Raw genomic sequence first — 23,601 nt, 5'->3', positions numbered from 1 at the left:
TTGCCTCAGTACTAACCCATCCCTGCACGGTTGTTGAAAAAACAACCTCGAGTTGGCTAGTGTGTTGATCGTGCTTGACGGGGTGCCGGATGACCGGCTGAGAGGTGCATAGCGCATCGACCCGTTGAACCTGATCCGGGGAATGCCTGCATATGCAGGCGAGTACTGGCGTAGGGAATCAAGCGAGCCAATGACAACACCCCGCTTACCCCTTCTAGTCTCCGGATCCTCTACTTGCCAACGACCGGAGACGATCATGGGCTATAGTTTCGACGATCTAAAAAACACGTGTGCGGCCGATTGGCAGGCGTACATCCAGCACGATTTCGTGCGCCAATTGGGCGCTGGTACGCTCGAGTCGGACGCTTTTCGCTATTATCTCCAGCAGGACTATCTGTTCATTCAGCATTTCGCGCGGGCGTATGCATTGGCGGTCTATAAAAGCCGCAATATGGCAGATCTGCGCCAAGCCTTTGACAGTCTCAAGGCCATCATCGATACCGAGCTGACGCTGCATGTCGACTACTGCCGGCAATGGGGGATCACCGAACATGACTTGGCTCGGTTGCCAGAAGATCGAGCCACCATGGCCTACACGCGCTACGTGCTCGATGTCGGCAATCGGGGCGATTTACTCGACATGCATGTGGCACTCGCGCCGTGTCTGGTTGGTTATGGCGAAATCGCCAATACTCTCAACAGCGACTCCACGACAGTTCGCGATGCCAATCCCTACGATGCCTGGATCGCCATGTACGAAAGCGACGCGTTTCAGAGCGCCATGCGCAGCGAAATCGAATGGCTGGATGAACGACTGGCCGACGTGACCGAGCAGCGCTTTGACGAGCTCGCCGGTGTTTTTCGAGATGCGACGCGCCTTGAAATCGACTTTTGGCAAATGGGGCTCGACTGGCAAGCCAGCCAATAATCGGATCGGCCATGTCACGGCTCATGTTGGCGATAAGCCTCTGAAGGCCGAAGATGCAAGCGCTGTCGCCGCTGTTGAATCAGCATGATACCTCCGATGAGGGCGGCGATGACGCCGGCACTGGCGCCGACGCTCATCGCCCAGCGTGGGCCGGCATGATTGGCGAGCCAGCCGACGGCGGCGATCAACAACCCGGCGATGGCGGGGCCGATCATCCGCGCGGCGTTGAAGGAGGTCGAATTGAGGGCCACCGCGTTGGACAGATGCTTGTCGCCGACCAGGTCGTTGACGAAGGTCTGTCGAGCGGGGGCGTCGAACGCCGTGACGCAGCCCAGCCCCAGGGCGAAGGCGTAGACCTGCCATAGCGTCACCACGCCGGTGACAGTGACCAGCCCCAACCCTAAGGCTAATAGCCCTAGCAGTGCCTGAGTGATGCGCTGCATCCAGGTGCCGATATTGGAGACCAGGGCGCCGATGGTCCACACCCGGTAATTGTAAAAACGTAGCGAGCGAAAGAGGCGGGTATCGCTCATGCCACGCGTGGCGGCTGGTCGACGACGTAAGCGTTATAAGTCGAGTTGTGGTACATGAGCATCTCGGGTGAGGTAGAAGGGCCGGGGTGGCAGCGTTAATCCGTTAACAACCGTTGTACCACGGTCCGGCCTCACGCATGATTCAGACTATGGTGGCAATGCCCCGATTCGATATTCGCGAAGTTAAACCATTCACCCCGAGTGCCTGAGCAAGACCATGTCCGATAATCCGTTACCGCTTGCAGCCGCCGTGCGTAAAGTACTCGAAGCGACGCCGCGAGAGAGGCTGCCAATGACCTACCAGGACGTCGCCGACGCGCTCGGCTTGCAGCCACCGCGCACCATTCAGCGTGTCGCCCAGGCGCTGGAGGTCTTGATACGTGAGGATGCCGCTCAAGGCCGACCCTTCATCGCCGCGCTGGTCGTCAGCCGCCGCGCGCCGCATATGCCGGCACGCGGCTTCTTCGAACTAGCCGTCGAGCTGGGGCGTTTTCCCGCCGATGCCTCCTTGCATGCTCAGGCGTGGCGGGAGGAATATCAGCGCGTGCTGGCGACATTCGATTGACTTGACTTGACTTGTCTCGTCGAGGGAAGGGAACTTCTTGTAGCGGCATGCCTCAAATGTGGTAAATTGCTACAGAATGTCCTCTAGTGATGGAGTCAATCCGATGAGTACTTCCAGCGTACGTTTGGATCAAGCGTTAATCGACAAAGCGTCAGTCATGGGTAAGGCGATGAATCGCTCTGTGCCGAAACAGATCGAATACTGGGCCAAGGTTGGCGAGATCATGGAAGATAATCCCGACCTTTCTTATGAGTTCGTTCGCCAGGCGATAATCGCTCAAGCGGAGCGAGACGCTGGGAAACTTGACGCCTACGAGTTCGATTGATCATGCGCGTGCTGCAAACGCCTACTTTCAAGAAGGCGGTCAAAAAGCTGCATGCCAACCAGAAGCAGGATTTGGATAAGGCCGTGTGCCGGCTCGTCGAGGATCCCACGCTCGGCGAACAGAAGAAGGGCGACCTGAACTTCCTGCGTGTTTATAAATTCAAAATGGCTAAGCAGTTGGTTCTACTAGGGTACTCCTATGATAACGGCACCATTGAACTGACGTTAATGGCGTTGGGCTCGCATGAGAACTTCTATCGTGACATCAAGACGCGGGAGTAGCCGTTCCGCTCATCAGCGGCCGGACGATTCACCCGATGGTGGTACCGTCGTCAATGGCTAACCAACGCCAATGTTCCCGTCACTCAAGGCGTGTATGATATGACAGAGAACAATCGCTCACTATCACGGCGCTGGTTGGATACCGATACACGCCACTGGACACATGCCGAAGCGCTGGTAGCCGCCGGCGCGTTGCTGCAGCGTACCGGCGAGGCGCACTACGAGCACTGGTACCGTCATATGTGGGACTTCATCGACCGAGCGCGTGGCGGTTGGTACCAGGAGCTGGATCATCGCCTCGTCATCGACCCGGCGCAGGGCGATGTCAAACCCGACCTTTATCACGCTTACCAAGCCACCTTGTTGCCGCGCCTACCACTGGCGCCCGCGTTGGCCGTGGCGGTAGCTATGCAAGATAGTTAAGCGGCAAGTACGGGTAAGCGATGCCAATCCCACCGGCAATAGCGAGCAAGGTCATGCCGGCCCACAGCCAATAGATGCGTCGACGCTGTGCCTTGGCGTCGGCGCGTTGCTGCTGGTGCAACTGGCCCAATTCGGTGCGTAGCAGCGTTATTGCTTTATCACTTTGTGTCGTACGCTCGTCTATTTGTCGCGAGAGTGTCTCGTGAGTCTTGGCGATGTCGGTATCGAGCTGTGCTTGCAACTCTTGCCGAGCTTGCGAGATAGCCTCGGACAGGGATGACTGACGCGACAGGAAATCGGCCTTCTGCGTCTCGATCTCCCCTCGGAGCGTGGCGATGTCGGCGCGTGTTGTTTCCTCGAGCGTCGTCTTGATTTGCTCTAGACGTGTAGTCAATGCCTCTTGCCGCTGCGCCTGTCGGCTTTCAGCATGCTGCTGCTTTTCAAGCTGATGGCGTTCGGATACTGCGAGACGCTCTTGTAGTTCGGCATGCACTCGGTCGATTTCCGCCTGAGAGCTTTCTTGCTGAGCGACCAAGGCAGCATCGATCTCCTGGACGCGTGCCGTGAATTCTTCCAGCAGGCGATCCTTGGTCGCCGTGACCTCTTCGGCGATGTCGATAAGCTGCTGGCCATGTTCAGCAGTGAGACCTTGAACATTGAGGAGGTTGGTGACGTATTGGCGTAGCTCGGTTGCCTGCTGGGATATGCTGTTCTGATGCTCTTCCAGTTTGCGAGTGTGGTTGGCCAGTGACTCGGCCTTTTCCTTCAAATCGCCCTGCTGTTGGCCCAGTTGATTTTGTTGTGCCACGAGTTGTTGCGACTGCATGGTGCTGATCATCATCAGCTGGGCCAATGTCTTGGAGAACTCCGCCTGCAGCTCGTGGGCATCGAGCTGTGCATCTTTTAGTTCTTTGCCATTGAAGAGACGTCCCAGGAAACCGCGTTGCTCATGTTTGTCGCGGATATCCTTGAAATCATCCAGACGCTTGAAGGTCTCATGGAATTTTTCATAGATGTCGTTGATATCGATATGTTGCAGCAGTTCTTTAGGCGGCTGTGTCTTGGCGAGCTGGGCGATGACGTTGGACACCTCATGTTTCCTTATGGGATCGGTTGAGAAGGCGGGAGAGCTTTGCGTTGACTTCTTGTTGAGTGCGCGTGGCGCTGTCGAGGCTGGCTAGCGTTTCGTCTTGCGCCGAGCGTGTGTCCGCGGCGGCCAAGTTGGCATTAGCCATGGCGTTGTCGGCATCGCTTAACCGATGTTTGACGGCCTCGTTGATGTCTAATGACGCCTTGAAGCTGGCAGAGAGCTGAAATTGGACGTCGATATGCTCGGCCGTGCGTTGGATTAGCGACTGGTAACCCTCCAGGGCCTCGATTTGGCCATTCAGGTAGGCAGTGCCCTTGTCGAGCATCCAGTCGATTAGCGAGTCGATGGCATACATCAGCAGTGCCGTCGCCAATCCGGTCAACAAACCGGTGATGACGGGGGAGATGAATCCTGCTATTGGCGCCAAGGGAGGAATGCTGAGCAAGAAGGCGTTAAGCGACTCTTCCCACAGCATGCCGACCCCTAGTGTGAAAAGCCCGGCAACGCTTTTGGTAATGGCGCGTAGCCTCTCCTCACGGCTCATCCCTTCGGGTGGCCAGAGCATCATCTTTAATGCATCCCATAACTGATGCATGCCTTCACGGATAATCGTGACCACCTTGGCGGAGGTGGTGATGAGGCTGTTGATGAGGAAGGTGAGAAGGTTACTGATAAAGCCTTGAAGCCCACCCTTGAAGAACTCTCCAAGCGCATCTTTGAATTTGTTTTGCACACGTGTGGCCACACGCTTGATCGCAGCACTCAAGCGGTCCAGCAGTGGATCTGGGTGATTGCGGTCGTTAAGTACCGTTTTGATTTCGGAGAAAATACCGCTGACCAACTCATGCAGTAGCAAGCCCATGGCGCGACGCATCCCCATTTTTCCAAACTCACGGGCGCCTGTCTTGCCGAGTTCCTTGGCGTGGTAGACGGCTCGTTCTTGTGTGTCGGGCAAGTGTTCGTCGATGGCGGTGCGTGCGTCATCGATGAGGGGGCGTGTACGTGTTTCATCGTAACCGTGTTGACTGGAAAGCGCTTCCTCGGCAGGCGCATCACTTTTCCGGCGGTTGTTCTCGAGCGTGGTGTAATTCAGGTTTTTATCATCCGAGGCGAGTGCTTGACGATGCTCTCCATCGAGCATCCAGCCTCCTTCTTTATGCGTCTGTTTGAGCGGAACGGTGTGATCGAGTTCCGCATTCATGCCCTGTTTTCCACTCGATGTGGTGCGTTTGGTGGGTGCCTTCTCTCCTGTATAGGCATCCGTGAAAGTGTCGGAATTCATGTCACCGTTTTTAACGGCGTCGCGCTTCTTGTTTCGCTTGGCACTCTGGTAGTCGTAATCGTCGCGGTTGTATTTTTCCGATGTCTTGGCGTAGATATCCTGACTGGCGTTGTGCTGGGTAGTGACATTGCCACCTTCGATATCATCGAACATGGCAGGCGATAGCCCAAAAGGGCCAATCAGTTGCCTTAGCGCTTCGTTGCGGCAGTGATCCAGCAATTCTTGCGTGCGTTGTTCCTTCAAGGCGCTTCGTCGCTGTGTGGGCGATGGCCTGGTATTGACGGCCGAGAGGTCGTGCTCGGAGGAGACCTGGAGAGGCGACGTAGGCGACAGGGAGGTGCCAGCGTCGAGGGAAGGGTAAAGCTCGTCCTGAGGCGCGGCCATGGTGATGCCTTATGTCAGTTCTTGGGACGCGGGCACACTGGCCGCAAAGCGTATAATTTACCCCGGGGTTTAGCACTTTGTCATGATTTGTTAAGAAAGGATTAGGCTGCGTTATCGAATTGTCCATTGAACCGTCCGCCTCGCGTCCCAATGATTATCAGACTATCTTTTCAGGCGACTGGATACGTCCCGCTGCTTGGCGAGGCGTGATCCGACGCATAGACCAGGAGGCTGCATGAGCCAAGAAACCGAGTACACCCCACCCCGTGTCTGGACCTGGAAGAGCGAAAGCGGCGGCAAGTTCGCCAGCATCAATCGTCCGATCGCGGGGCCGACCCACGAGAAAGAGCTACCGGTGGGCGAGCATCCGTTCCAGCTTTACTCGCTGGCCACGCCCAATGGTGTCAAAGCGGGCATCATGTTCGAGGAGCTGTTGGCGTTGGGCCATCAGGGTGCCGAGTACGATGCGTGGTTGATCAACATCGGCGAGGGCGATCAGTTCGGCAGCGGCTTCGTCGAAGCCAACCCGAATTCGAAGATTCCGGCGCTGATGGATCGCAGCGGCGACACGCCGATACGCGTGTTCGAGTCGGGCTCTATCCTTCTGTATCTCGCCGAGAAGTTCGGAGAGTTCCTGCCCAAGGAGCATGTGGCGCGTACCGAGGCGCTCAACTGGCTGTTCTGGCAGATGGGGAGTGCGCCGTTCCTGGGCGGCGGTTTCGGGCATTTCTATAGCTATGCGCCGGTCAAGCTCGAGTACCCCATCGATCGTTATGCCATGGAAACCAAGCGCCAGCTCGATGTGCTGAATCGCCATCTGGCGGACAATCGTTATCTGGCCGGGGACGAGTACAGCATCGCCGATATCGCCACTTGGGCGTGGTATGGACAGTTGGTGCTGGGACGGCTCTACGATGCGGCGGAATTCCTGCAGGTTCAGGAATACACCCATGTCGTGCGCTGGGCCGAGGAAATAGATGCGCGTCCGGCGGTGCTGCGTGGCCGTATGGTCAATCGCAGCTTCGGGGAGCCGGAACTCCAGCTCCACGAGCGCCACGATGCCAGTGACTTTGAGACCCGGACAGAGGATAAGCGCGGGGCATAGCATCCCCCGCTCGCTACGCCAGCGCTACTTCTCCAGCAGTTCCGCGACCGAGTCGAGAATTTCGCGGGGGCGGAAGGGGTAGCGCTCGATTTCGTTTCGCGTGGCGATGCCGGTCATCACCAGCACTGTGTGCAGGCCGGCCTCGATGCCGGCGATGACGTCGGTGTCCATGCGGTCGCCGATCATGCCGGTACGCTCGGAATGCGTGCCGAGCTTGTTCATGGCCGAACGGAACATCATCGGGTTGGGCTTGCCGACGTAATACGGCTCGCGCTTGGTGGCGGCGGTGATCAAGGCTGCGACCGCGCCGGTGGCGGGCAACGGGCCTTCGGGGCTGGGGCCGGTGACATCGGGGTTGGTGGCGATGAAGCGCGCGCCGCCGTTGATCAGGCGGATCGCGCGGGTAATCGCTTCGAACGAATAGCTACGCGTCTCGCCGAGCACCACGAAGTCCGGTGCGACATCGGTCATCACGAACCCGGCTTCGTGAATCGCCGTGGTCAGGCCGGCTTCGCCGATCACGAAAGCCGAGCCGCCGGGCGCCTGGTCGCGCAGAAAGGCGGCGGTCGCCAGGGCGGATGTCCACAGCCGGTCTTCGGGGACATCGATGCCCAGGCGCGTTAGCCGTGCGCTGAGATCGCGCGGCGTGTAGATAGAATTATTGGTGAGCACGAGAAAGGGCGTGCCATTGGTGCGCCATTGATCGATCAGCTCGACCGCGCCGGGCAGAGCCCGGTCCTCGCCGATCAGTACGCCATCCATGTCCGTTAACCAGCAGTCGATCGCGCGTTCGCTCATCGCCTTTGTGTCCTGTTGCTGAATCGATGCGACCAGCATAATGGTAATGTAGCGCCGCCGCAGCCTCCGTGTCGGGCATTTTGTCTAGCATGAGGTTTAAAACACGGTATCGGGCAAACAACAAGGAGAGGGAGCGGTGAAAGCATTGTGGCAGGCCTATACGAAGAGCTCGTTGATCCTGCGGGTCACGATTGCGCTAGTGCTCGGCGTCGTCGTGGGTCTGATCGGCGGCCAGGATGTCGCGGATTGGCTGGCGCCATTCGGTGATTTGCTACTGAGGCTGTTGAAGTTTCTGATCGTGCCCATCGTGCTGTTCACGCTGATGGTGGGCATCAATCAAGCCAGCGCCGGCAGCATGGGTCGCGTTGGGCGCAAGGTATTCGTCTACTATGTCGGTACCTCGGCGCTGGCGATCGCCGTGGGGCTGGCGGTGGCCACGCTGTTTTCCCCGGGCAGCGGGATGACGCTGGATAGCAGCGCCGAGGTGTCGGTGCCGGAAAATCCCGGCATCGCTCAGGTGCTGCTTGGCGTGGTGCCGGATAACATCATCGGGGCGTTCGCCGAGTTGAACCTGTTGGGCATCATCTTTACCGCCATCGTCTTCGGCATCGCCCTGTTGAAACTGCGTACGTCCGAGTCGCACGGGGCGCTGGCCGAGCAACTGTACCGTGTGATCGAGGCGCTTAACGAACTCACGCTCAAGGTGATGTCCGGCGTGCTGCATTACGTGCCGATCGGGGTGTTTGCCATCGTCGCCGGTACGGTGGCCGAGCAGGGGATGGAGACATTGCTGTCGCTGGGCGACATGGTGCTGGTGCTGTATATCGCCCTGGGCGTGCATCTGCTGCTCTATTGCGTCTTGATGGGGGCCTTTGGCGTTAAGCTGATGGCCTTCTTCCGCGAGGCGCGCACGCCGATGGCGACGGCGTTTGCGACCCAGAGTAGCTCCGGCACCTTGCCGCTGACGCTGGACGCCGCGCGACGCATGGGGCTGTCACGGAGCACCTACGGTTTCAGCCTGCCGTTGGGAGCGACCATCAACATGGATGGCGCGGCGATTCGCATCGCGATTTCGGCGGTGTTCGCGGCCAATGTGATCGGCGCGCCGCTGGATTTCACCAGCATGCTGGAGATCGTGCTGATCGGTACACTGGTGTCCATCGGCACGGCGGGCGTGCCGGGTGCCGGTATCATCATGATCGCCACGGTGTTCGCACAAGTAGGTCTGCCTATCGAGACGGTGGCGCTGTTGACTGCCATCGACGCTCTGGTGGGCATGGGCTGCACGGCGCTCAATGTCACCGGCGATATGGTCGGTGCTTCGATCATCGACCGCAGCGAAGAAGACGGACACCGCGATGCCTGCGTCGATGCGTCGCGCTCGTGAAAGCGCGCGGCGGCGGCATTGCCCGTTATGCTGAATACCTGAATGCACCCTGAGCGCTTGACCTAATGGCACGCGCCGGCGTGCCTTGTCACGGGAGATGTCATGCAGCGTGAAGCACAATCCGAGGCCTCCGACCGGCAAGACACGCGAGAAACGCGCGATGTGGTCGTCGTCGGCGGTGGGGCCAGTGGCCTGATGGCCGCGCGCGCAGCGGCCAGGCGCGGACTGAGTGTGGCCTTGCTGGAACGCACGGCACAGGTCGGTGGCAACCTGCGTACTCATCGCGATGGCGACTGGCAGATCGAGCTCGGCCCCAACACCCTGATGATGAAACCGCCGCTGCATGCGCTGCTCGAAGAGCTCGGCCTGCTCGACGAGGCGCAGCCCGCTAACCCGGATGCACGACGGCGTTACATCGCCTATCGGGGCATGCCGGTGACGCTGCCGTCCCATTGGCTCAAGGCGCCCATCAATTCGCTGATCGGCCCGCGCGGCATGGGCGCGTTGCTGTGCGAACCGTTTCGGCGGCGTGCGCCGCAGGCCGAAGAAAGCCTGGCCGATTTCGTCACGCGGCGCTTGGGACGTCGCGCGCTCAATCATCTGGTCGATCCCTTCGTGTCCGGTGTCTATGCCGGCGATCCCGAACGGCTCTCGGCGCAGGCGGCGATGCCCCGACTGGTAGCGTTGGAGCGCGAGTATGGCTCGCTGGTTCGCGGGGGGCTGGTGCGGTTACGTCAGGCGCGGCGTGCGCCGCCTGCCCTGCCGCGTGAGTGGCGTGGTCAACTGGTGAGCTTTCCCACCGGTCTGCAGCGTCTCGCCGGACGTTTGGCCGAGGACATCACCGCGCAGCCCGATGCGACGATCCACTGTGAGTGCGAGGTGAGCAGCGTGTATCGCGAGGGTGAATACTGGCGTGTGGAGACAGCATCGGGACAGGATTTTCGGGCGCGCGAACTCGTGTTGGCGGTGCCGGCGCCCACGGCGGCTGCGCTACTGGCCCCCCTCGACCCGCAGTTGGTCGTACCGCTGAATGAGATCGCCTATCCGCCGGTCAACGCCGTGTCGCTGGGGTTTCGCTGTGCCGATATCGCCCATCCGCTGGATGGCTTCGGCATGCTGATTCCCGGGGTCGAGCATCGCCAGACCCTGGGCGCGCTATTTTCCTCGACGCTGTTTCCCGGGCGTGCGCCTTCCGAGCATGTATTGCTGACCGCATTTCTCGGTGGCCGTCGTCAGCCCGAGGCGGCTGCCAGCGATGACGATGCCCAGGTGGCGCAGGTCGTCGCCGATCTGCGTGATTTACTGGGCATTAGCGGTGAGCCGGTGTGGCAGAGCGTCAGCCGCTGGCCGCAGGCGATTCCTCAGTATGAGCTGGGTCATCTCGAACGTATTGCCGCCCTCGACGAGGCGCTCGAGCGTCACGCCGGGCTCTCGCTACTCGGCAATTGGCGGGATGGCATTGCGGTGGGGGATTGTCTGGAAAACGGACGGCGTCTCGGCGAGCGGATCGCCGAGACGCTGGGTGGGGATTAACTCCCGGTATTTACAGCCGGACCAGCATCTTGCCGGTGTTGCCACCTTCGAAGAGCTTGAGGAAAGCGTCGGGTGTGCGTTCGAGGCCATCCTCGATGGTTTCCCGGTAGTCGATCTCGCCGCGCGCCACGAGTGGGCCGATCTCTTGCAGGAACTCGGGGTAGTGTTCCCAGTTTTCGGCGTCGAGGATGATGAACCCTTCGATCCGTGCGCGACGGATCAGCACTTGGGACATATTGCTGGGGCCGGGTGTGGGCGTTTCCGCATTATAGCTGTCGATCAGGCCACAGACCGCGATGCGTGCGCCGACGCGAATGTTGTCGAGCGCGGCCTCGAGGCAGTCGCCGCCGACGTTCTCGTAGTAGACATCGACCCCGTCGGGGCTGGCCGCCTTGAGGTCGGCACTGAGCTGTTGCGCATCCTTGCCGCGATAGCTGACCGCGCTCACGCCGAGCGATTCCAGCCATTCGAGTTTTTCCGGCGCGCCGGCGATCCCCACGACATGACAGCCTTTCGCCTTGGCCAATTGCACGGCGAGGGAGCCGACGGCGCCGCTCGCTGCGCTGACCAGCACGCGCTCGCCTTCCTTGAGTTGGGCAATGCGGTTGAGCCCGGTCCAGGCGGTCATGCCCGGCATGCCCAGCACCCCGAGGAAGGCCTGCGGTGGCACGTCGAGATCGGGCAATGCCTGGAGGCTGTCGCCGGGAAGCTGAGCGATATCACGCCAGCCGCCCATATGGACGACGCGATCTCCGGGGGCGAAGCGTTCGTCGCGCGATTCGAGCACTTCGCCGATGGCGGCGCCTTCGAGCGGCTCGCCCAGCGTGAAGGGCGGAACGTAAGTCGTCACGCCGTCCATGCGCCCGCGCATGTAGGGGTCGACCGATAGCCAGAGGTTCCGCAAGCGGACCTCGCCCGCTGCCAGGTCGGGGAGTGCCTGCGACTCCAGCGCGAAAAAATCTCTGGAGGGGAGGCCCTGAGGATGAGAATGAATGGTGAAATAGCGTGATTCCATGATGTCTCCCGCTGTGATGACTGATATGTGTCATGCTGCCCACGCGGATGGGCGGGCGTGTATACATGACATGGGCATGAAGGTGGCCGGACGCAAGGGGCGTTCGATAGCGACGGCTTGATAGGCTGGCGCTAAACACGGCACAGGCAGACGAGATGACCACACAGACTCCTTCCATCGAAAAGCAAAGCTTCGGCCAACTCCCCGATGGCCGCGAGGTCGAGGCGTACCGCCTGCGCAACGGCCATGGCATCGACATGCAGGTGATCACCTATGGCGGCATCATCACGTCCCTGCGTACCCCGGATGCACAGGGAAATGTCGACGACATCGTGCTGGGCTTCGATTCCCTGGAAGACTACCGTTCCGAGGCATATCGCAAGTTGAACCCCTATTTCGGCGCCTTGATCGGGCGTTACGGCAATCGTATCGCCGAGGGACGCTTCACGCTCGACGGTACGGCCTACGAGCTGGCAACCAACGACGGCCCCAATCATCTCCACGGGGGCGATCAAGGCTTCGACAAGCGGCTTTGGCAGGCGCATTCCTTCGAGAACGACACCGGTGTCGGCGTCGAACTGTGTTATACCAGTGAAGATGGCGAAGAAGGCTATCCCGGAACGCTCGAGACTCGCGTGCGGTATACGCTGACCACTGACGATAAAATGATCATCGACTATCACGCCACCACCGACAAGGCGACGCCGGTCAATTTGACTCAGCACAGCTACTTCAATCTCGAGGGCGAAGGCAGCGGGCCGATCACCGACCACCGTTTGATGCTCAATGCCGATACTTTCACGCCGGTCGGGGAAACATTGATTCCGATCGGAGAGAGTCGCGACGTAGCGGGCACGCCGTTCGATTTCCGCGAGGCGACGGCGATCGGCTCACGCATCAATGACGACAATACTCAGCTCGAGTACGGCCAGGGCTACGATCACAATTTCGTGCTGGCGCGTGACGAAGCGGCTGCAGACACACTGGTAACGGCTGCTCGCGTTGTCGCGCCGGATAGTGGTCGTGTGCTGGAGGTCGCTACCACCGAGCCAGGAGTGCAGTTCTACTCGGGGAATTTTCTCGATGGCACGCTGACCGGCAAGGGAGGCGAGGTCTATGAAAAGCGCGGCGGGTTCGCGCTGGAAACCCAGCACTTTCCGGACTCTCCCAACCAGGCGGATTTCCCATCGACGATTCTCAAGCCTGGCGACACTTATGAATCGCGCACGGTATGGCGCTTTGCTACGCAGGGCGGCGACAACTGAGCGACGTCAGGGGCGCGCGTAACAGTCCGCCCAGTCCAGCGCTTCATCGAGCGGCAGGGCGGGACTGTACAAGAAGCCCTGGCCTATGTCGCAGCCCATGGCAATGAGCTTCTCCTCGGTGGCACGATCTTCGATGCCCTCGGCGATCACACGGCGATTGAAGCTCTTGGACAGCGCGACGATTGCCTCGACGATCATTTCATCCTCAGGGTCGTCCAGCATGCCGAGGATGAATGAGCGGTCGATCTTGATTTCGTTGGTGGAAAACTTGCGCAGGTAGCTCAACGAGGCATAGCCGGTTCCAAAGTCATCAAGGGAGAGTTGCACCCCCAGCGCCTGACATGCCTTGATATTCGACGCTGCGAGGCCCGCATCGTCGAGTGCCGTGCTTTCGAGGATCTCGAGTGTCAGACGCTTGCGAAACGCCATGTCATACCGGCTTAGCGTGTTGTTGAGATGATCGAGAAACTCGTCGTTGAGAAAGTGGGATGGGCTTAGATTGATGCTGATGGTGTAGGGAAGATCCCGTACCTGGAACGTTTCGAGGGTCGATACTGCCTGGTTGATGACCTGTTTGCCAAGCTCGATATCGAGCTTGGTATGCTCGATATAGGGCAGGAAACGCCCTGGATACACGAGCTTGCCGGAGGGATGGTGCCAGCGTATCAAGCACTCGAATCCCGATACGATACCGGTCTTGTAATGTAACTGGGGTTGATAGAAAAGTTCGAGCTGATCGTTGTCCAGGGCGTGCTGCACTTGCTCACCGATGGCAAAGCGCTCTTGCTGGGAATGATGGCTCTCGAGATCGAAAAAATGATAACAATTCTTTCCCGTCTCCTTGGCGGTATACATGGCTTGGTCGGCATGCCGTAGCAGCAAGTCGCTATCCGAGTTATCGCTTGGAAAGCGTGTTATTCCCATGCTGGCGGACAACTCGATAACATGCCCTTGAAGGTGCATGGGGTGGCGCAATTGATCGAGGATATGGCGGTAGGTTCTTGGATGTTCGACGTCACGTAGAATGATCACGAACTCATCGCCACTCAGGCGGGCGATGACATCATGATGACGCACGGCGCTGCGGAGTCGATCCGCAACGCATCTGAGCACCTCGTCACCGACTGCGTGGCCCTGAAGGTCGTTGATCGCCTTGAAGCCATCCAAGTCGAGAAAGCATACCGAAACTGATCCGCGCCGGTGTCTTGTGGCGTTGAGTTCATCCTGGAACAGTTCACTGAGAAGACGGCGGTTGGGAAGGCCCGTAAGACCATCGATATTGACGGCCTCATGCAGCCACTGCTTTTTCTCGTGATCGACAGCGTTGAGGCGTTCGCGCTCGAGCTCCTCTTCCAATATCGCCGCTAGGCTGCGCAAGATGCTGAAGTCCATGCGAGACGCATCACGTGGCGCCGAGTCAATGAGGCATAAGGTGCCGACCTTGAAGCCCATGGGGTCGCGTATGGGGATGCCGGCATAGAAGCGGATGAAAGGCGTGCCGGTAACGAGCGGATTCTTATGGAAAAGAGGATCGTTAGCCGCGTCTTCAACGACATAAATACTATTTTGTTGAATAGTATGATCACAGAAGGCATGCCGCCGGGGAGTCGCGTCCATGCCAAGATTTTGTTTGGATTTGAACCATTGGCGCTTGGCATCGATGAGCGTGAAGAGCGTGGTATTGACTTGATAGTGCTGCTTGGCAATACGCGTCAGGCGGTCGAAGCGTTCTTCCGGGGGTGTATCTAGAAGTCCGATTTCGTGCAGTGCATGAAGCCGACGTTGCTCTTGTCGTTTTGGCGTCACAATGCCATCCCCCCCCGATGTTTATGATACGCAACCGTTTGCTTGAATTCAGTGAGACGTCGCACGAGGCGCTTAGCCGATTCACCTTCCCCCTGTATCATGGCTGGTCCACCCAAGAGTACCAGGGCGCTTAGGGCTTGATCATGAACCGTCCAATCAGCGCACTGAATGGATAATTCAATATTAAAGTGAACTACGATTCAACGCGAATTGAATCATTGATTCAAATTCAGCGTATGAATGAAAAAACCATGTTCGCCGAACGCCTTCAAAAGGCCCTTGTTGCCGCAGGCTATGAGCCTCGCCCCTCGGTACTCGAACGCGAGTTCAACCTCCGCTACTGGGGAAAGCCAATTACATTCCAAGCGGTACGGCGTTGGCTTCGTGGTGACTCCATTCCAGCACAGGATAAACTCCAGGTGCTTGCCGAGTGGCTGCGTATCGAACCGCACGTATTGCGCTATGGAGACGAGAGGGAGCGGGCACTTCTTTATGCCACGCCCAATGAATGGGGTATCGTACCGGTCTGCGGAGACGAGGCCGAAGTGCTGAAAATCTACCGTAGCCTGCCTAGCGAGCAACGCAAGGTGCTGCACCATGTCATCGCCACGTTCGGCAAGGCGCATGCTTCCAACGATAACGAGGAGATGCCGTGAGCGAAACCGGCAAGGCGTCGAATCGTACTTCGGGCTTAGAGGCTAGCGTCGATACTGTCGCCCGCTATTGCTCCTATGACTATCATGACGCGCTGTTCGTATCGCTGGCTTCTTCGATCAGGGTAGACAACTGCCCAGTGTATGTCAGAGTCAAGCGATGCATCGCACGGGTGCAGGCCACATACAGCAGGTTACGGTCCATATCGTTGTGGTACGTCTTGTCCTCTGCACTCGGCACGATGACACGGTCGAACTCCAATCCCTTGGCCAGGTGCGCAGTGCAAACGATGATGCCGCGGCTCAGGGCTTGGCTGCGTTCATCGAGCAACACGGCATCGACCCCAGCAGTGGCGAGCTGTTCGTGATAATAGGCGGCCTGACGCTGAGTCTTGCAGATCACGGCCAGGGTGTGATGCGACGAGTCGAGAAATGCATGCGCTTCGTCGACGATGCCACACGCCTCTTGCTGGCGCGAGGTGAAGCGCAGGACGCGCGGTGCTTCGTCGTGGCGCTCGATGGCGACGAGATCGGGGTTGTGAGATATCCGCTGTGTGAATTGCATGATCTCGTAGCTGGAGCGGTAGCTCTTGTTGAGGGTCATGCAGATACTGCCGGGAAAGGTCTGTCGAATTTGCGTCAGGCTCGAGGCACTATAGGGGTCGACGGATTGGCGCGCGTCGCCGAGGATCGTTTTCTTGCATGAAAACAAGCGATTGAGCACTGCGTACTGGACCGGCGTGTAGTCCTGCATTTCATCGATCAGCAGATGTTTGATCCGTGCATAGGGCGAGCTGATGCGTTCGAGTTTCATCTTGAGATAGATGAGCGGAAAAAGATCGTTGTATTCCAGCCGACCGTGGCTGCCGGGCTTGAACAGTGCCGGTTCTCCCAGCCATTCGTAGAAGCCTTTGTACGTTTGACGCAGCGTGCGTCGACGCGTCTTGGCCATGGTGCCGAGTTGTTTCTGCAGTTGCTGGCGATCGTCAGGCGTCAGGGCATAGCGATATTCCTGCAGCATACTGGCCTCGAGATCGCGAATGACACGTTCGAGGCGATCGCGTTGGGCGAGGCTGGCATGGCGATGAAAGGCTTCCTCGATCAACCAGGCGGGAATCAAGCGTCCCTCGATCCAGACATCTCGCGCGGCGAAACGCTGATTCTCGACATGCTTCAGGTAGGCGTCCAGATGCTCCAGCATGGCGGCGGAGGCCTTGAAGGCTACGCGGCGCTGCAATTCAGGGGTCTGTTTTTCCAGCAGGGCGCGGGTTTGCTCGAAGAATCCCTGGAAGCGGAACTCACCCTCCAGCAACGTATCGGCCAGGTTCTCCATGCTGACCTCGTTGACCGATTCCTCGCCGAGTTCGGGCAGCACCGTGGAGATGTAGTCGGCGAACACGCTGTTGGGCGAGACGATCAGTATGTCGTCGGAGCTCAACGTGTCCTTGAAGCGGTAGAGCAGAAAGGCGATGCGATGCAAGGCGATGGAGGTCTTCCCCGAGCCCGCGACCCCCTGAATGATCAATACCGGTGCCTCGTCGTTACGGATGATGGCGTTCTGATCGCGCTGAATGGTCGCCACGATGTTTTTCATGTTGGCGTCGGATGCGCGTCCCAGCTCATCCTGCAGGACTTCGTCGACGACGTTGACCTCACTGTCGATCATCAGCTCGATGGTGTCGTGCTGAATGCGGAACTGGCGTTTCAGCGAAATCTGGCCTTCGATGTCGCCCTCCGGTGCCGTGAAGCGCACGGGCCCGGTTTCATAGTCGTAAAAGAGCGAGGCGATCGGTGCGCGCCAATCGTAGACATGCGTGCGGTTGGTCGCGTGATCCTGGAAGTGATGAATGCCGATGTAGATGGGCGAAGCTTCGCTCTCGCTCTCGCGGCGGAAGTCGAAACGCCCGAAATAGGGGGCACGCTGTAGTTTCTCCAGACGCCCCTTCTGCGCTAGCAACGCATCGCCGGTTCTGACCATCTGATCGATGGACTCGCGGGAGGATATCTTCTCGATATGATCCATCTCGTCGCGATTTTCCGACAGGTATGTTTTCTGCTCCTGAATGTCCTGTCTGTAATCGCTCAGACGTGCTTCGGCATCGTCGATGGCGTTGGTCAGACGTGACTGGATGGTCTCGAGGTGCGTCGCTTCCTGCTCGCGAGCGCTAGCATGGCGAGGTGCGTTCATATAGGCGAGGGGCTTTGCTGGTGATATTGGAACTGCATACCATTTTAACCTGCCGGGGACGACATGGCACCCATGGCGCGGCCGGCGGTCGGGACTGACGGCGTCAAGCGCCATGAAATTTCTTGATGATCAGTATTGCGTCAGGCTATCGCATGAAACATTCTGATTGAATGTCATGCATGGCGATTCCTTGCCGCACGGGGGGCTGACGCGAATCGGCCTTATCCGGTGACCTGTCGACAGGTGCTGCCAGCCGCTTCTGAGTCGACTGAGCCGTCAGAATCTGGGTAGACAGTCATTGCGGTTATTTCCTATACATGAAGAGGGAAACGGGAAGTTCCCTAGCCAGATTGCACTATCGCGCCAGTGGTTCGATCACAAGGCCAGTGGCTCGATCCCAGGGAAAGGGCGTGGCGGTATGCTGTGCCACATATGAAAATGATGGGGAGAGATCATCGTGACGCAAGACAATCGCAAGCCAACGACGACAGACGCCGGAATTCCAGTGGCCAGTGACGAGCATTCGCTGTCCGTGGGGCCTGACGGTCCGATCGTAATGCACGATCACTATCTCATCGAGCAGATGGCGAACTTCAACCGCGAGCGGATTCCCGAGCGTCAACCGCACGCCAAGGGCAGTGGTGCCTTCGGTCATTTCGAGGTGACTGAAGACGTCAGCAAGTACACTAAAGCGGCCGTGTTCCAGCCTGGCACCAAGACCGATGTGTTGATTCGTTTCTCCACGGTGGCCGGTGAACGCGGGAGCCCCGACACGTGGCGCGATCCGCGCGGGTTCTCGATCAAGTTCTACACCAGTGAAGGCAACTACGACATGGTGGGGAACAACACGCCGGTGTTCTTCATCCGTGACCCGATGAAGTTCCAGCACTTCATCCGCAGCCAGAAGCGGCGTGCCGATACTAACCTGCGCGATAATGACATGCAGTGGGATTTCTGGACGCTGTCGCCGGAGTCCGCTCATCAGGTGACCTGGCTGATGGGGGATCGCGGCATTCCCAAGACCTGGCGCCATATGAATGGCTATTCCAGCCATACTTATATGTGGGCCAACGCTCAGGGCGAGAAATTCTGGGTCAAGTACCACTTCAAGACCGACCAGGGCATTGAATGCCTGACCCAGGAAGAAGCCGACCAATTGGCCGGTGAGGACGGTGACTACCATACTCGCGATCTGTATAACGCCATCCAGCAGGGCGATTACCCGAGCTGGACGCTCTACATGCAGATCATGCCGTTTGCGGATGCCGATACATACCGCATCAATCCGTTCGATCTGACCAAGGTCTGGCCGCACGACGATTATCCGCTGATCAAGGTCGGCAAGCTGCAGTTGAACCGTAACCCGACTGACAACCATTCCGAGATCGAACAGGCGGCCTTCGAGCCTAACAACCTCGTACCCGGCATCGGTATTAGCCCGGACAAGATGCTCATCGGGCGTGTGTTCTCCTACGCCGATGCACACCGTGCGCGTCTGGGTGTCAACTACAAGCAGATCCCGGTCAACGCGCCCAAGGCTCCCGTGCACAGTTACAGCAAGGACGGGGCGATGCGCATCGACAAGGTCTCTGACCCGGTCTACGCGCCCAACTCCAAGGGCGGTCCGGCGGCGGATGGCGAGCATTATCCCACCGACTCCACCTGGGAAGCCAACGGTCAGATGGTGCGCGCGCCCTATGCCCTGCGCAAGGACGACGATGACTACAGTCAGGCCAATGAACTGATCAACAAGGTCATGGACGATGCCGCGCGTGATCGCTTGGTCAACAATGTGGTCGGGCATGTCTCAGGCGGTGTCGAGGAGCCGGTACTGTCGCGTGTGTTCGAGTACTGGAAGAACATCGATGCCGAGATCGGTCGGCGTATCGAAGAAGGTGTGAAGGCAAACAGGGGGCTGTAACACACGGTCCGCTTCAGCCTTTACCTACCACACGGCCCGCTTCTCTTCAGGGAAGCGGGCCGTGCTTTTAGTACTCAGGTGAGTGCGTGAGTTAGTCCTGAGATGGGGACGTGAGAGGTATCGGTTCAGCGCTTGGCGTTGGCCAGTTGCTGACGGCGATAGTCACCCTGGCGCTCGAACATCCAGCCGGGATACTCGGCGGGCAGCGCGCTGACGGCATCGAGCTCGGAGAGTTCTTCGTGGCTCAATGCGACCTGCGTGGCGGCGATATTATCGTCGAGCTGGTCGACGCGTTTGGCCCCGACGATGACACTCGTCACCGCCGGCTGATACAACAGCCATGCCAGCGCTATCTGGGCCACGGAGACGCCGTGCGCCTTGGCGATCTTGCCCATCACGTCGATGCAGTCGAAGGCACGCTCCTTGTCGACCGGCGGGAAGTCGAAATTGAGGCGCCGGCTGCCTGCCTCGCCCTGGCCGTCGCGCGTGTATTTGCCGCTCAGGAAACCGCCCGCGAGCGGGCTCCAGACCATCAACCCGAGATTTTCGCTCTGCAGCATGGGGATCAGCTCGCGCTCGAGATCGCGCCCGGCGAGGGTGTAATACGCCTGCAGCGATTCGAAGCGCGCCAGACCGTGACGCTCGGCGATGCCCAGTGCCTTCATGATCTGCCAGGCCGCCCAGTTGGAAACCCCGACGTAGCGCACGTGGCCGTGCTGTACGAGGGTGTCGAGCGCGCGCACGGCTTCCTCGATGGGGGTGGCGGGATCGAAGCCGTGAATCTGGTAGACATCGAGATGATCGAGCTGCAGTCGCTGCAGGCTGGCCTTGATGCCCTCCATGATGTGATAGCGCGACATGCCACGGGCATTGACGCCGCCGTGGCCGGTTTCGCCGAATACCTTGGAGGCGACGACGATCTCGTCGCGCGGGACGTCGAGATTCTTGAGTGCCTGGCCGGTGATGATCTCGGAATGGCCCTGGGAATACACATCGGCGGTGTCGATGAAATTGATGCCGGCATCCAGTGCGCGGCCGATCAGGCGCTCGGCATCGCTTTGCTGTAGATCGCCGATCTGGCCCCATAGCTCGCCCTGGCCGCCGAAGGTCATGGTGCCAAGGCACAGCTCGGAGACGAACAAACCGGTATTGCCGAATGGTTGATAACGCATGAAAAACTCCTGACGGTGACGAATACGACCCTCGAAGAGAACCGCTATCATCCTTCGAGCGGTTGAGCAGACATTCGTGATGAAGCGGCTCTTATCAGTATGGACCCTATGACGGCAGATAAAATGCGCGATCCTGTCGAGTTCATGCCCGATCCTGTTGTCGGCTCGTCGGTATAAGAGGGTGGTTCAAACCCTATCTCGTAAGCGGTTAAAACAGATCAACGAGCATCCGATCAAGGTCAGCGCATAAGGGGTATCAGCTTGGCGCTTCTATCGTGTTACCAGATGCCTGAAGTCAATCAACCATGAGAAAGTGCGCTCCACTACCCATCGGTGACGCCCGACGTCGGCTGTTTTCCACTCATCGCCGGGTAATGCGGAGCTGAATGTTTCGCCTACGGCATTAGCGGCGACAACGATGATGGTCAATAGGCCTTATCGGTGTGCAGCTTGCGCGGGCGACGGTGTGGCCGTCCTTTTAGCCCCTGAAAGTAGGGAACATGATCAAGTAGCCGGCCAGAAGTACACAGTCATAAACGCTCGCCCCAGCCCGCCAGGGTCAACGGCTCGGACGGTGCCTGTTGGCTGTATAATCACCATATCTCGCAGAAGGCACTGCACCATCAATCACTGATAGCCGTGATGAAAGAATAGCAGGACAAACGGGCAGAGCTCTTTACCAAGCGATTAGTCAATCACTCGGGGCCTGACATCTAGAAAATTGCACGTTGTGGAGTAGTTATGAAACCTTTTTTGATGTTAGCGGCAATATTATCGCTTGCTCTGACGGCCTGCGGTCAAAGTAGTGCAGGGCAAAATACGCAAAAAGGCGGCCAACTGGCTTTCGCTGTGTAGTGAGTGCTGATCAACTAGGGTGATTTAAAGCTTTTTTGACTTTGACGTTAGAAGTGGCTCTGTGGAGTGTGCATGCAAAAATTGCTTCTGGTAGAGTCATGGATAGTGAAGCTACCTCTCTACTCTATAGCATTTCGTGCTAGTCGGAACGTTGAAAAAGGAATTTTCCATGAAACCACTGTTCGTTCTGGTGGTGCTATCGACCTTTAGCTTGGCTGCCTGTGACAATGGTCAGGCTGACTCGAACAACCAACAGGCGGTCGATGCGCTGATCAAGAAGACGAAAGACGAGCTCGTTCGCGTCGAGGGCGGTACCTTCCAGATGGGGGATTTCGGGCCGATCGATCCCAATCTGACAGGCAGCGACAAAGGATTGCCCTACAGTGCCGATCAGGACAATAAGCCGCTGCATAAGGTCACGCTGGATACTTTCTACATGTTGCCGACCAAGGTGACCTACGCCGATTACGATGTCTATACTCAGGCCACGGGAAAAGACAAGATCAACAGCACCAACGAGTTCGAGATGCAGTTTCGTCAGGATAACGTGCCTGCTGGTGTTGACTGGTATCAGGCCAAGGATTACTGCGACTGGCTCGCCAAGGAAACCTCACTTCCCTTTGCCTTGCCGACAGAGGCGCAGTGGGAATATGCGGCTCGTTCGGGTGGGAAATTTATACCTTACGGCACTAGCACGGGCACACTTGAGAAGGGCAAAAGTATTCCAACCAGTGATGATGTGGATAAGGCAACCCAGACGGGGATGAGAAGTAATCTTGCTCCTTATCCAGTAAAGCTTTACCCGCCCAACAAGATTGGGTTGTACCAAATGGGGGACAATGGGTACGAGTGGGTCTCTGATTGGTACCAAGCTGATTATTACCAGAATTCACCTGAGCATAATCCTCAGGGACCGGATGAAGGTGACGAAAAGGTTGTTCGAGGATTACCTCACGGTGATGGTTGGGGAGCGGGGCTAACTATGCAACGTTATCATGCCCCGTCAAAGATTGAAAAGAATGACACCTCAATTACGTATACTGCTCGATGTGTAGTTAATGTTGATAACATTGATCGATAATCAGCCGGGAGGCGCATCGCCGCGCCTCCCGCAGGTTGCTTTCAGGCAATAGATTTTATGTCATTATCATCGGGTGAGCAGATAATGTTGGTTGGATTGTTGCAAGGTTTGTAAAATTCGGGTGCCACGCTTTGGCGCACTTGGCTAAAATATTCATCTACGCGATTTCTCACTAAACGTCCACCTTTTGGCGCTTTGTCGGGAAGCTGTTCATAGATCCGCTGGAGGTCGTTATCGTAGTCGCTGGTTGTGAAACGATTGCCGAGCAATGAGTCACGATCAATTTCGCCTGCATCAAGAAAACCATAGACCCTGGCTTTACCCTCGGCCGTACGCGCCGCTTTATCTCCGAAGGGGATTTCTACTACGCTGATGGTTGGCGTAACCCGCTGCATCACGCAGTTGAACTCCGCTTTCGATTGGACCCACTCGAACACTCGGATAATAGCCTGTTTTCTGTTAGGGAGTCCTCCAAGCCGCCAAGCGTCGGGACTAATAGGCGAGGTTGCATTCCTTGGGTCAAGGTCATCCACTATGCCATTTTCCGTCAACAAGTAGAGAAGCGCACCTTTCGCCTCGGGAGTTGCATATTTTAAAATACTGGAATTACTATTGATGCGCGCTGTTAGCTTTCCCCGTTCAAAGCTGTCTTCAATATCGTTTTTTATTTTTTGGTATTTCTCTTGGGCTAATATAGAGATTGCGGCCGTAGATCTGGCTAAGAAGTTTTCTATTTTTTCTCCGGTCAGTACTACCGTATAGATGATGTCAGATATTGCTTGAAATGCATCTGCACCAATAAAGTCCAGTCGTTGATAGTTCACGTGGCGAAGCTGATAAGCGACCCACTTGATAAACTCCACCACCAGACTTGCATCTATCTCTCCCGACACCTTTCCCTTGGCACCCACGCCCCAGCAGAAGCCGGCCTTGGCCATGAATCTGAACTTGCCCCTCTCGTATGTGATATTTAGCCCGGCCTCAAGGCCTGCACCAGCTTGCGCGGTGCCT

The 23,601-nt window shown here is 57.9% G+C and carries 21 protein-coding genes, 1 pseudogene and 1 riboswitch; of the genes and pseudogenes, 13 read left to right on the top strand and 9 right to left on the bottom strand.

Annotated elements, in window-relative coordinates:
- The first annotated feature begins 68 nt into the window (after positions 1–68).
- Positions 69–195: riboswitch (TPP riboswitch) on the top strand.
- Between the two features lie 61 nt (positions 196–256).
- Positions 257–928 (top strand): thiaminase II, encoded by a 672-nt coding sequence (gene tenA, locus L1073_RS14010; RefSeq protein ID WP_246900238.1) that lies wholly within the window; start codon positions 257–259, stop codon positions 926–928.
- A gap of 14 nt (positions 929–942) precedes the next feature.
- On the opposite strand, the gene L1073_RS14005 is transcribed toward tenA, so the two are convergent.
- On the bottom strand, positions 943–1,461 hold the full coding sequence (locus L1073_RS14005) for an MFS transporter (RefSeq protein ID WP_246900236.1): 519 nt from the start codon (positions 1,459–1,461) through the stop codon (positions 943–945).
- Positions 1,462–1,678: 217 nt separating this feature from the next.
- Here L1073_RS14005 and L1073_RS14000 point away from each other — a divergent pair, with 217 nt between their 5' ends.
- The 4 genes from L1073_RS14000 to L1073_RS13985 all read left to right on the top strand — a co-directional run bounded on the left by L1073_RS14000 (position 1,679) and on the right by L1073_RS13985 (position 3,055).
- Positions 1,679–2,026 (top strand): hypothetical protein, encoded by a 348-nt coding sequence (locus L1073_RS14000; RefSeq protein WP_246900234.1) that lies wholly within the window; start codon positions 1,679–1,681, stop codon positions 2,024–2,026.
- Positions 2,027–2,129: 103 nt separating this feature from the next.
- Positions 2,130–2,351, top strand: a complete 222-nt coding sequence (locus L1073_RS13995; RefSeq protein ID WP_246900232.1) for a ParD-like family protein — start codon at positions 2,130–2,132, stop codon at positions 2,349–2,351.
- 2 nt (positions 2,352–2,353) lie between these two features.
- On the top strand, positions 2,354–2,632 hold the full coding sequence (locus L1073_RS13990; protein WP_246900230.1) for a type II toxin-antitoxin system RelE/ParE family toxin: 279 nt from the start codon (positions 2,354–2,356) through the stop codon (positions 2,630–2,632).
- 99 nt (positions 2,633–2,731) lie between these two features.
- Entirely contained in the window at positions 2,732–3,055 is a 324-nt protein-coding gene (locus L1073_RS13985; RefSeq protein WP_246900228.1) for an AGE family epimerase/isomerase, read from the top strand.
- On the opposite strand, the gene L1073_RS13980 is transcribed toward L1073_RS13985, so the two are convergent.
- On the bottom strand, positions 3,039–4,145 hold the full coding sequence (locus L1073_RS13980; RefSeq protein ID WP_246900226.1) for a hypothetical protein: 1,107 nt from the start codon (positions 4,143–4,145) through the stop codon (positions 3,039–3,041). The two genes, L1073_RS13985 and L1073_RS13980, sit on opposite strands and share 17 nt — an antisense overlap.
- Before the next feature lies 1 nt (position 4,146).
- Positions 4,147–5,670 (bottom strand): hypothetical protein, encoded by a 1,524-nt coding sequence (locus L1073_RS13975; RefSeq protein WP_246900225.1) that lies wholly within the window; start codon positions 5,668–5,670, stop codon positions 4,147–4,149.
- A 376-nt stretch (positions 5,671–6,046) separates the two neighbouring features.
- On the opposite strand from L1073_RS13975, the gene yghU reads away from it, so the two are divergent.
- Entirely contained in the window at positions 6,047–6,916 is an 870-nt protein-coding gene (gene yghU, locus L1073_RS13970) for a glutathione-dependent disulfide-bond oxidoreductase (protein WP_246900223.1), read from the top strand.
- A gap of 24 nt (positions 6,917–6,940) precedes the next feature.
- On the opposite strand, the gene L1073_RS13965 is transcribed toward yghU, so the two are convergent.
- Complete coding sequence (locus L1073_RS13965) at positions 6,941–7,714, bottom strand: HAD-IIA family hydrolase (RefSeq protein WP_246900221.1); 774 nt, start codon at positions 7,712–7,714, stop codon at positions 6,941–6,943.
- A gap of 136 nt (positions 7,715–7,850) precedes the next feature.
- On the opposite strand from L1073_RS13965, the gene L1073_RS13960 reads away from it, so the two are divergent.
- Together L1073_RS13960 and hemG are read left to right on the top strand one after the other, a co-directional pair.
- Entirely contained in the window at positions 7,851–9,101 is a 1,251-nt protein-coding gene (locus L1073_RS13960; RefSeq protein WP_246900219.1) for a dicarboxylate/amino acid:cation symporter, read from the top strand.
- A gap of 102 nt (positions 9,102–9,203) precedes the next feature.
- Positions 9,204–10,634: a protoporphyrinogen oxidase gene (hemG, locus tag L1073_RS13955; protein WP_246900218.1), complete on the top strand. Its 1,431-nt coding sequence runs from the start codon at positions 9,204–9,206 to the stop codon at positions 10,632–10,634.
- Between the two features lie 10 nt (positions 10,635–10,644).
- On the opposite strand, the gene L1073_RS13950 is transcribed toward hemG, so the two are convergent.
- Positions 10,645–11,649, bottom strand: coding sequence for an NADP-dependent oxidoreductase (locus L1073_RS13950; RefSeq protein WP_246900216.1), 1,005 nt, complete (start codon positions 11,647–11,649; stop codon positions 10,645–10,647).
- Between the two features lie 155 nt (positions 11,650–11,804).
- On the opposite strand from L1073_RS13950, the gene L1073_RS13945 reads away from it, so the two are divergent.
- On the top strand, positions 11,805–12,914 hold the full coding sequence (locus L1073_RS13945) for an aldose epimerase family protein (RefSeq protein WP_246900214.1): 1,110 nt from the start codon (positions 11,805–11,807) through the stop codon (positions 12,912–12,914).
- 6 nt (positions 12,915–12,920) lie between these two features.
- On the opposite strand, the gene L1073_RS13940 is transcribed toward L1073_RS13945, so the two are convergent.
- A complete protein-coding gene (locus tag L1073_RS13940; protein ID WP_246900213.1) occupies positions 12,921–14,720 on the bottom strand; it encodes a sensor domain-containing phosphodiesterase in 1,800 nt (599 codons plus the stop codon).
- Positions 14,721–14,908: 188 nt separating this feature from the next.
- Between L1073_RS13940 and L1073_RS13935 the strand changes: the two genes are divergently transcribed.
- A complete protein-coding gene (locus L1073_RS13935; protein WP_343322512.1) occupies positions 14,909–15,376 on the top strand; it encodes a transcriptional regulator in 468 nt (155 codons plus the stop codon).
- Positions 15,377–15,458: 82 nt separating this feature from the next.
- Here L1073_RS13935 and L1073_RS13930 read toward each other — a convergent pair whose 3' ends face one another.
- On the bottom strand, positions 15,459–17,561 hold the full coding sequence (locus L1073_RS13930; protein WP_246900211.1) for a HelD family protein: 2,103 nt from the start codon (positions 17,559–17,561) through the stop codon (positions 15,459–15,461).
- A 457-nt stretch (positions 17,562–18,018) separates the two neighbouring features.
- On the opposite strand from L1073_RS13930, the gene L1073_RS13925 reads away from it, so the two are divergent.
- Positions 18,019–19,482, top strand: coding sequence for a catalase (locus L1073_RS13925; RefSeq protein WP_246900209.1), 1,464 nt, complete (start codon positions 18,019–18,021; stop codon positions 19,480–19,482).
- A 125-nt stretch (positions 19,483–19,607) separates the two neighbouring features.
- Here L1073_RS13925 and L1073_RS13920 read toward each other — a convergent pair whose 3' ends face one another.
- Positions 19,608–20,654, bottom strand: coding sequence for an aldo/keto reductase (locus tag L1073_RS13920; protein ID WP_246900207.1), 1,047 nt, complete (start codon positions 20,652–20,654; stop codon positions 19,608–19,610).
- A gap of 582 nt (positions 20,655–21,236) precedes the next feature.
- On the opposite strand from L1073_RS13920, the pseudogene L1073_RS17375 reads away from it, so the two are divergent.
- Both L1073_RS17375 and L1073_RS13915 read left to right on the top strand, forming a co-directional pair.
- Positions 21,237–21,371: pseudogene (locus L1073_RS17375) on the top strand (IS481 family transposase); the annotation flags it as partial.
- A 307-nt stretch (positions 21,372–21,678) separates the two neighbouring features.
- The gene (locus L1073_RS13915) at positions 21,679–22,590 is read left to right on the top strand and encodes a formylglycine-generating enzyme family protein (protein ID WP_246900205.1); all 912 of its coding nucleotides are present in this window, start codon (positions 21,679–21,681) and stop codon (positions 22,588–22,590) included.
- Positions 22,591–22,631: 41 nt separating this feature from the next.
- Here L1073_RS13915 and L1073_RS13910 read toward each other — a convergent pair.
- The coding region (locus L1073_RS13910; protein WP_246900204.1) for a hypothetical protein at positions 22,632–23,601 on the bottom strand (970 nt) is incomplete at its 5' end.

Source organism: Chromohalobacter nigrandesensis (assembly GCF_023061285.1).
GTDB lineage: Bacteria > Pseudomonadota > Gammaproteobacteria > Pseudomonadales > Halomonadaceae > Chromohalobacter > Chromohalobacter nigrandesensis.
This window is presented reverse-complemented; position numbering and strand designations above follow the sequence as displayed.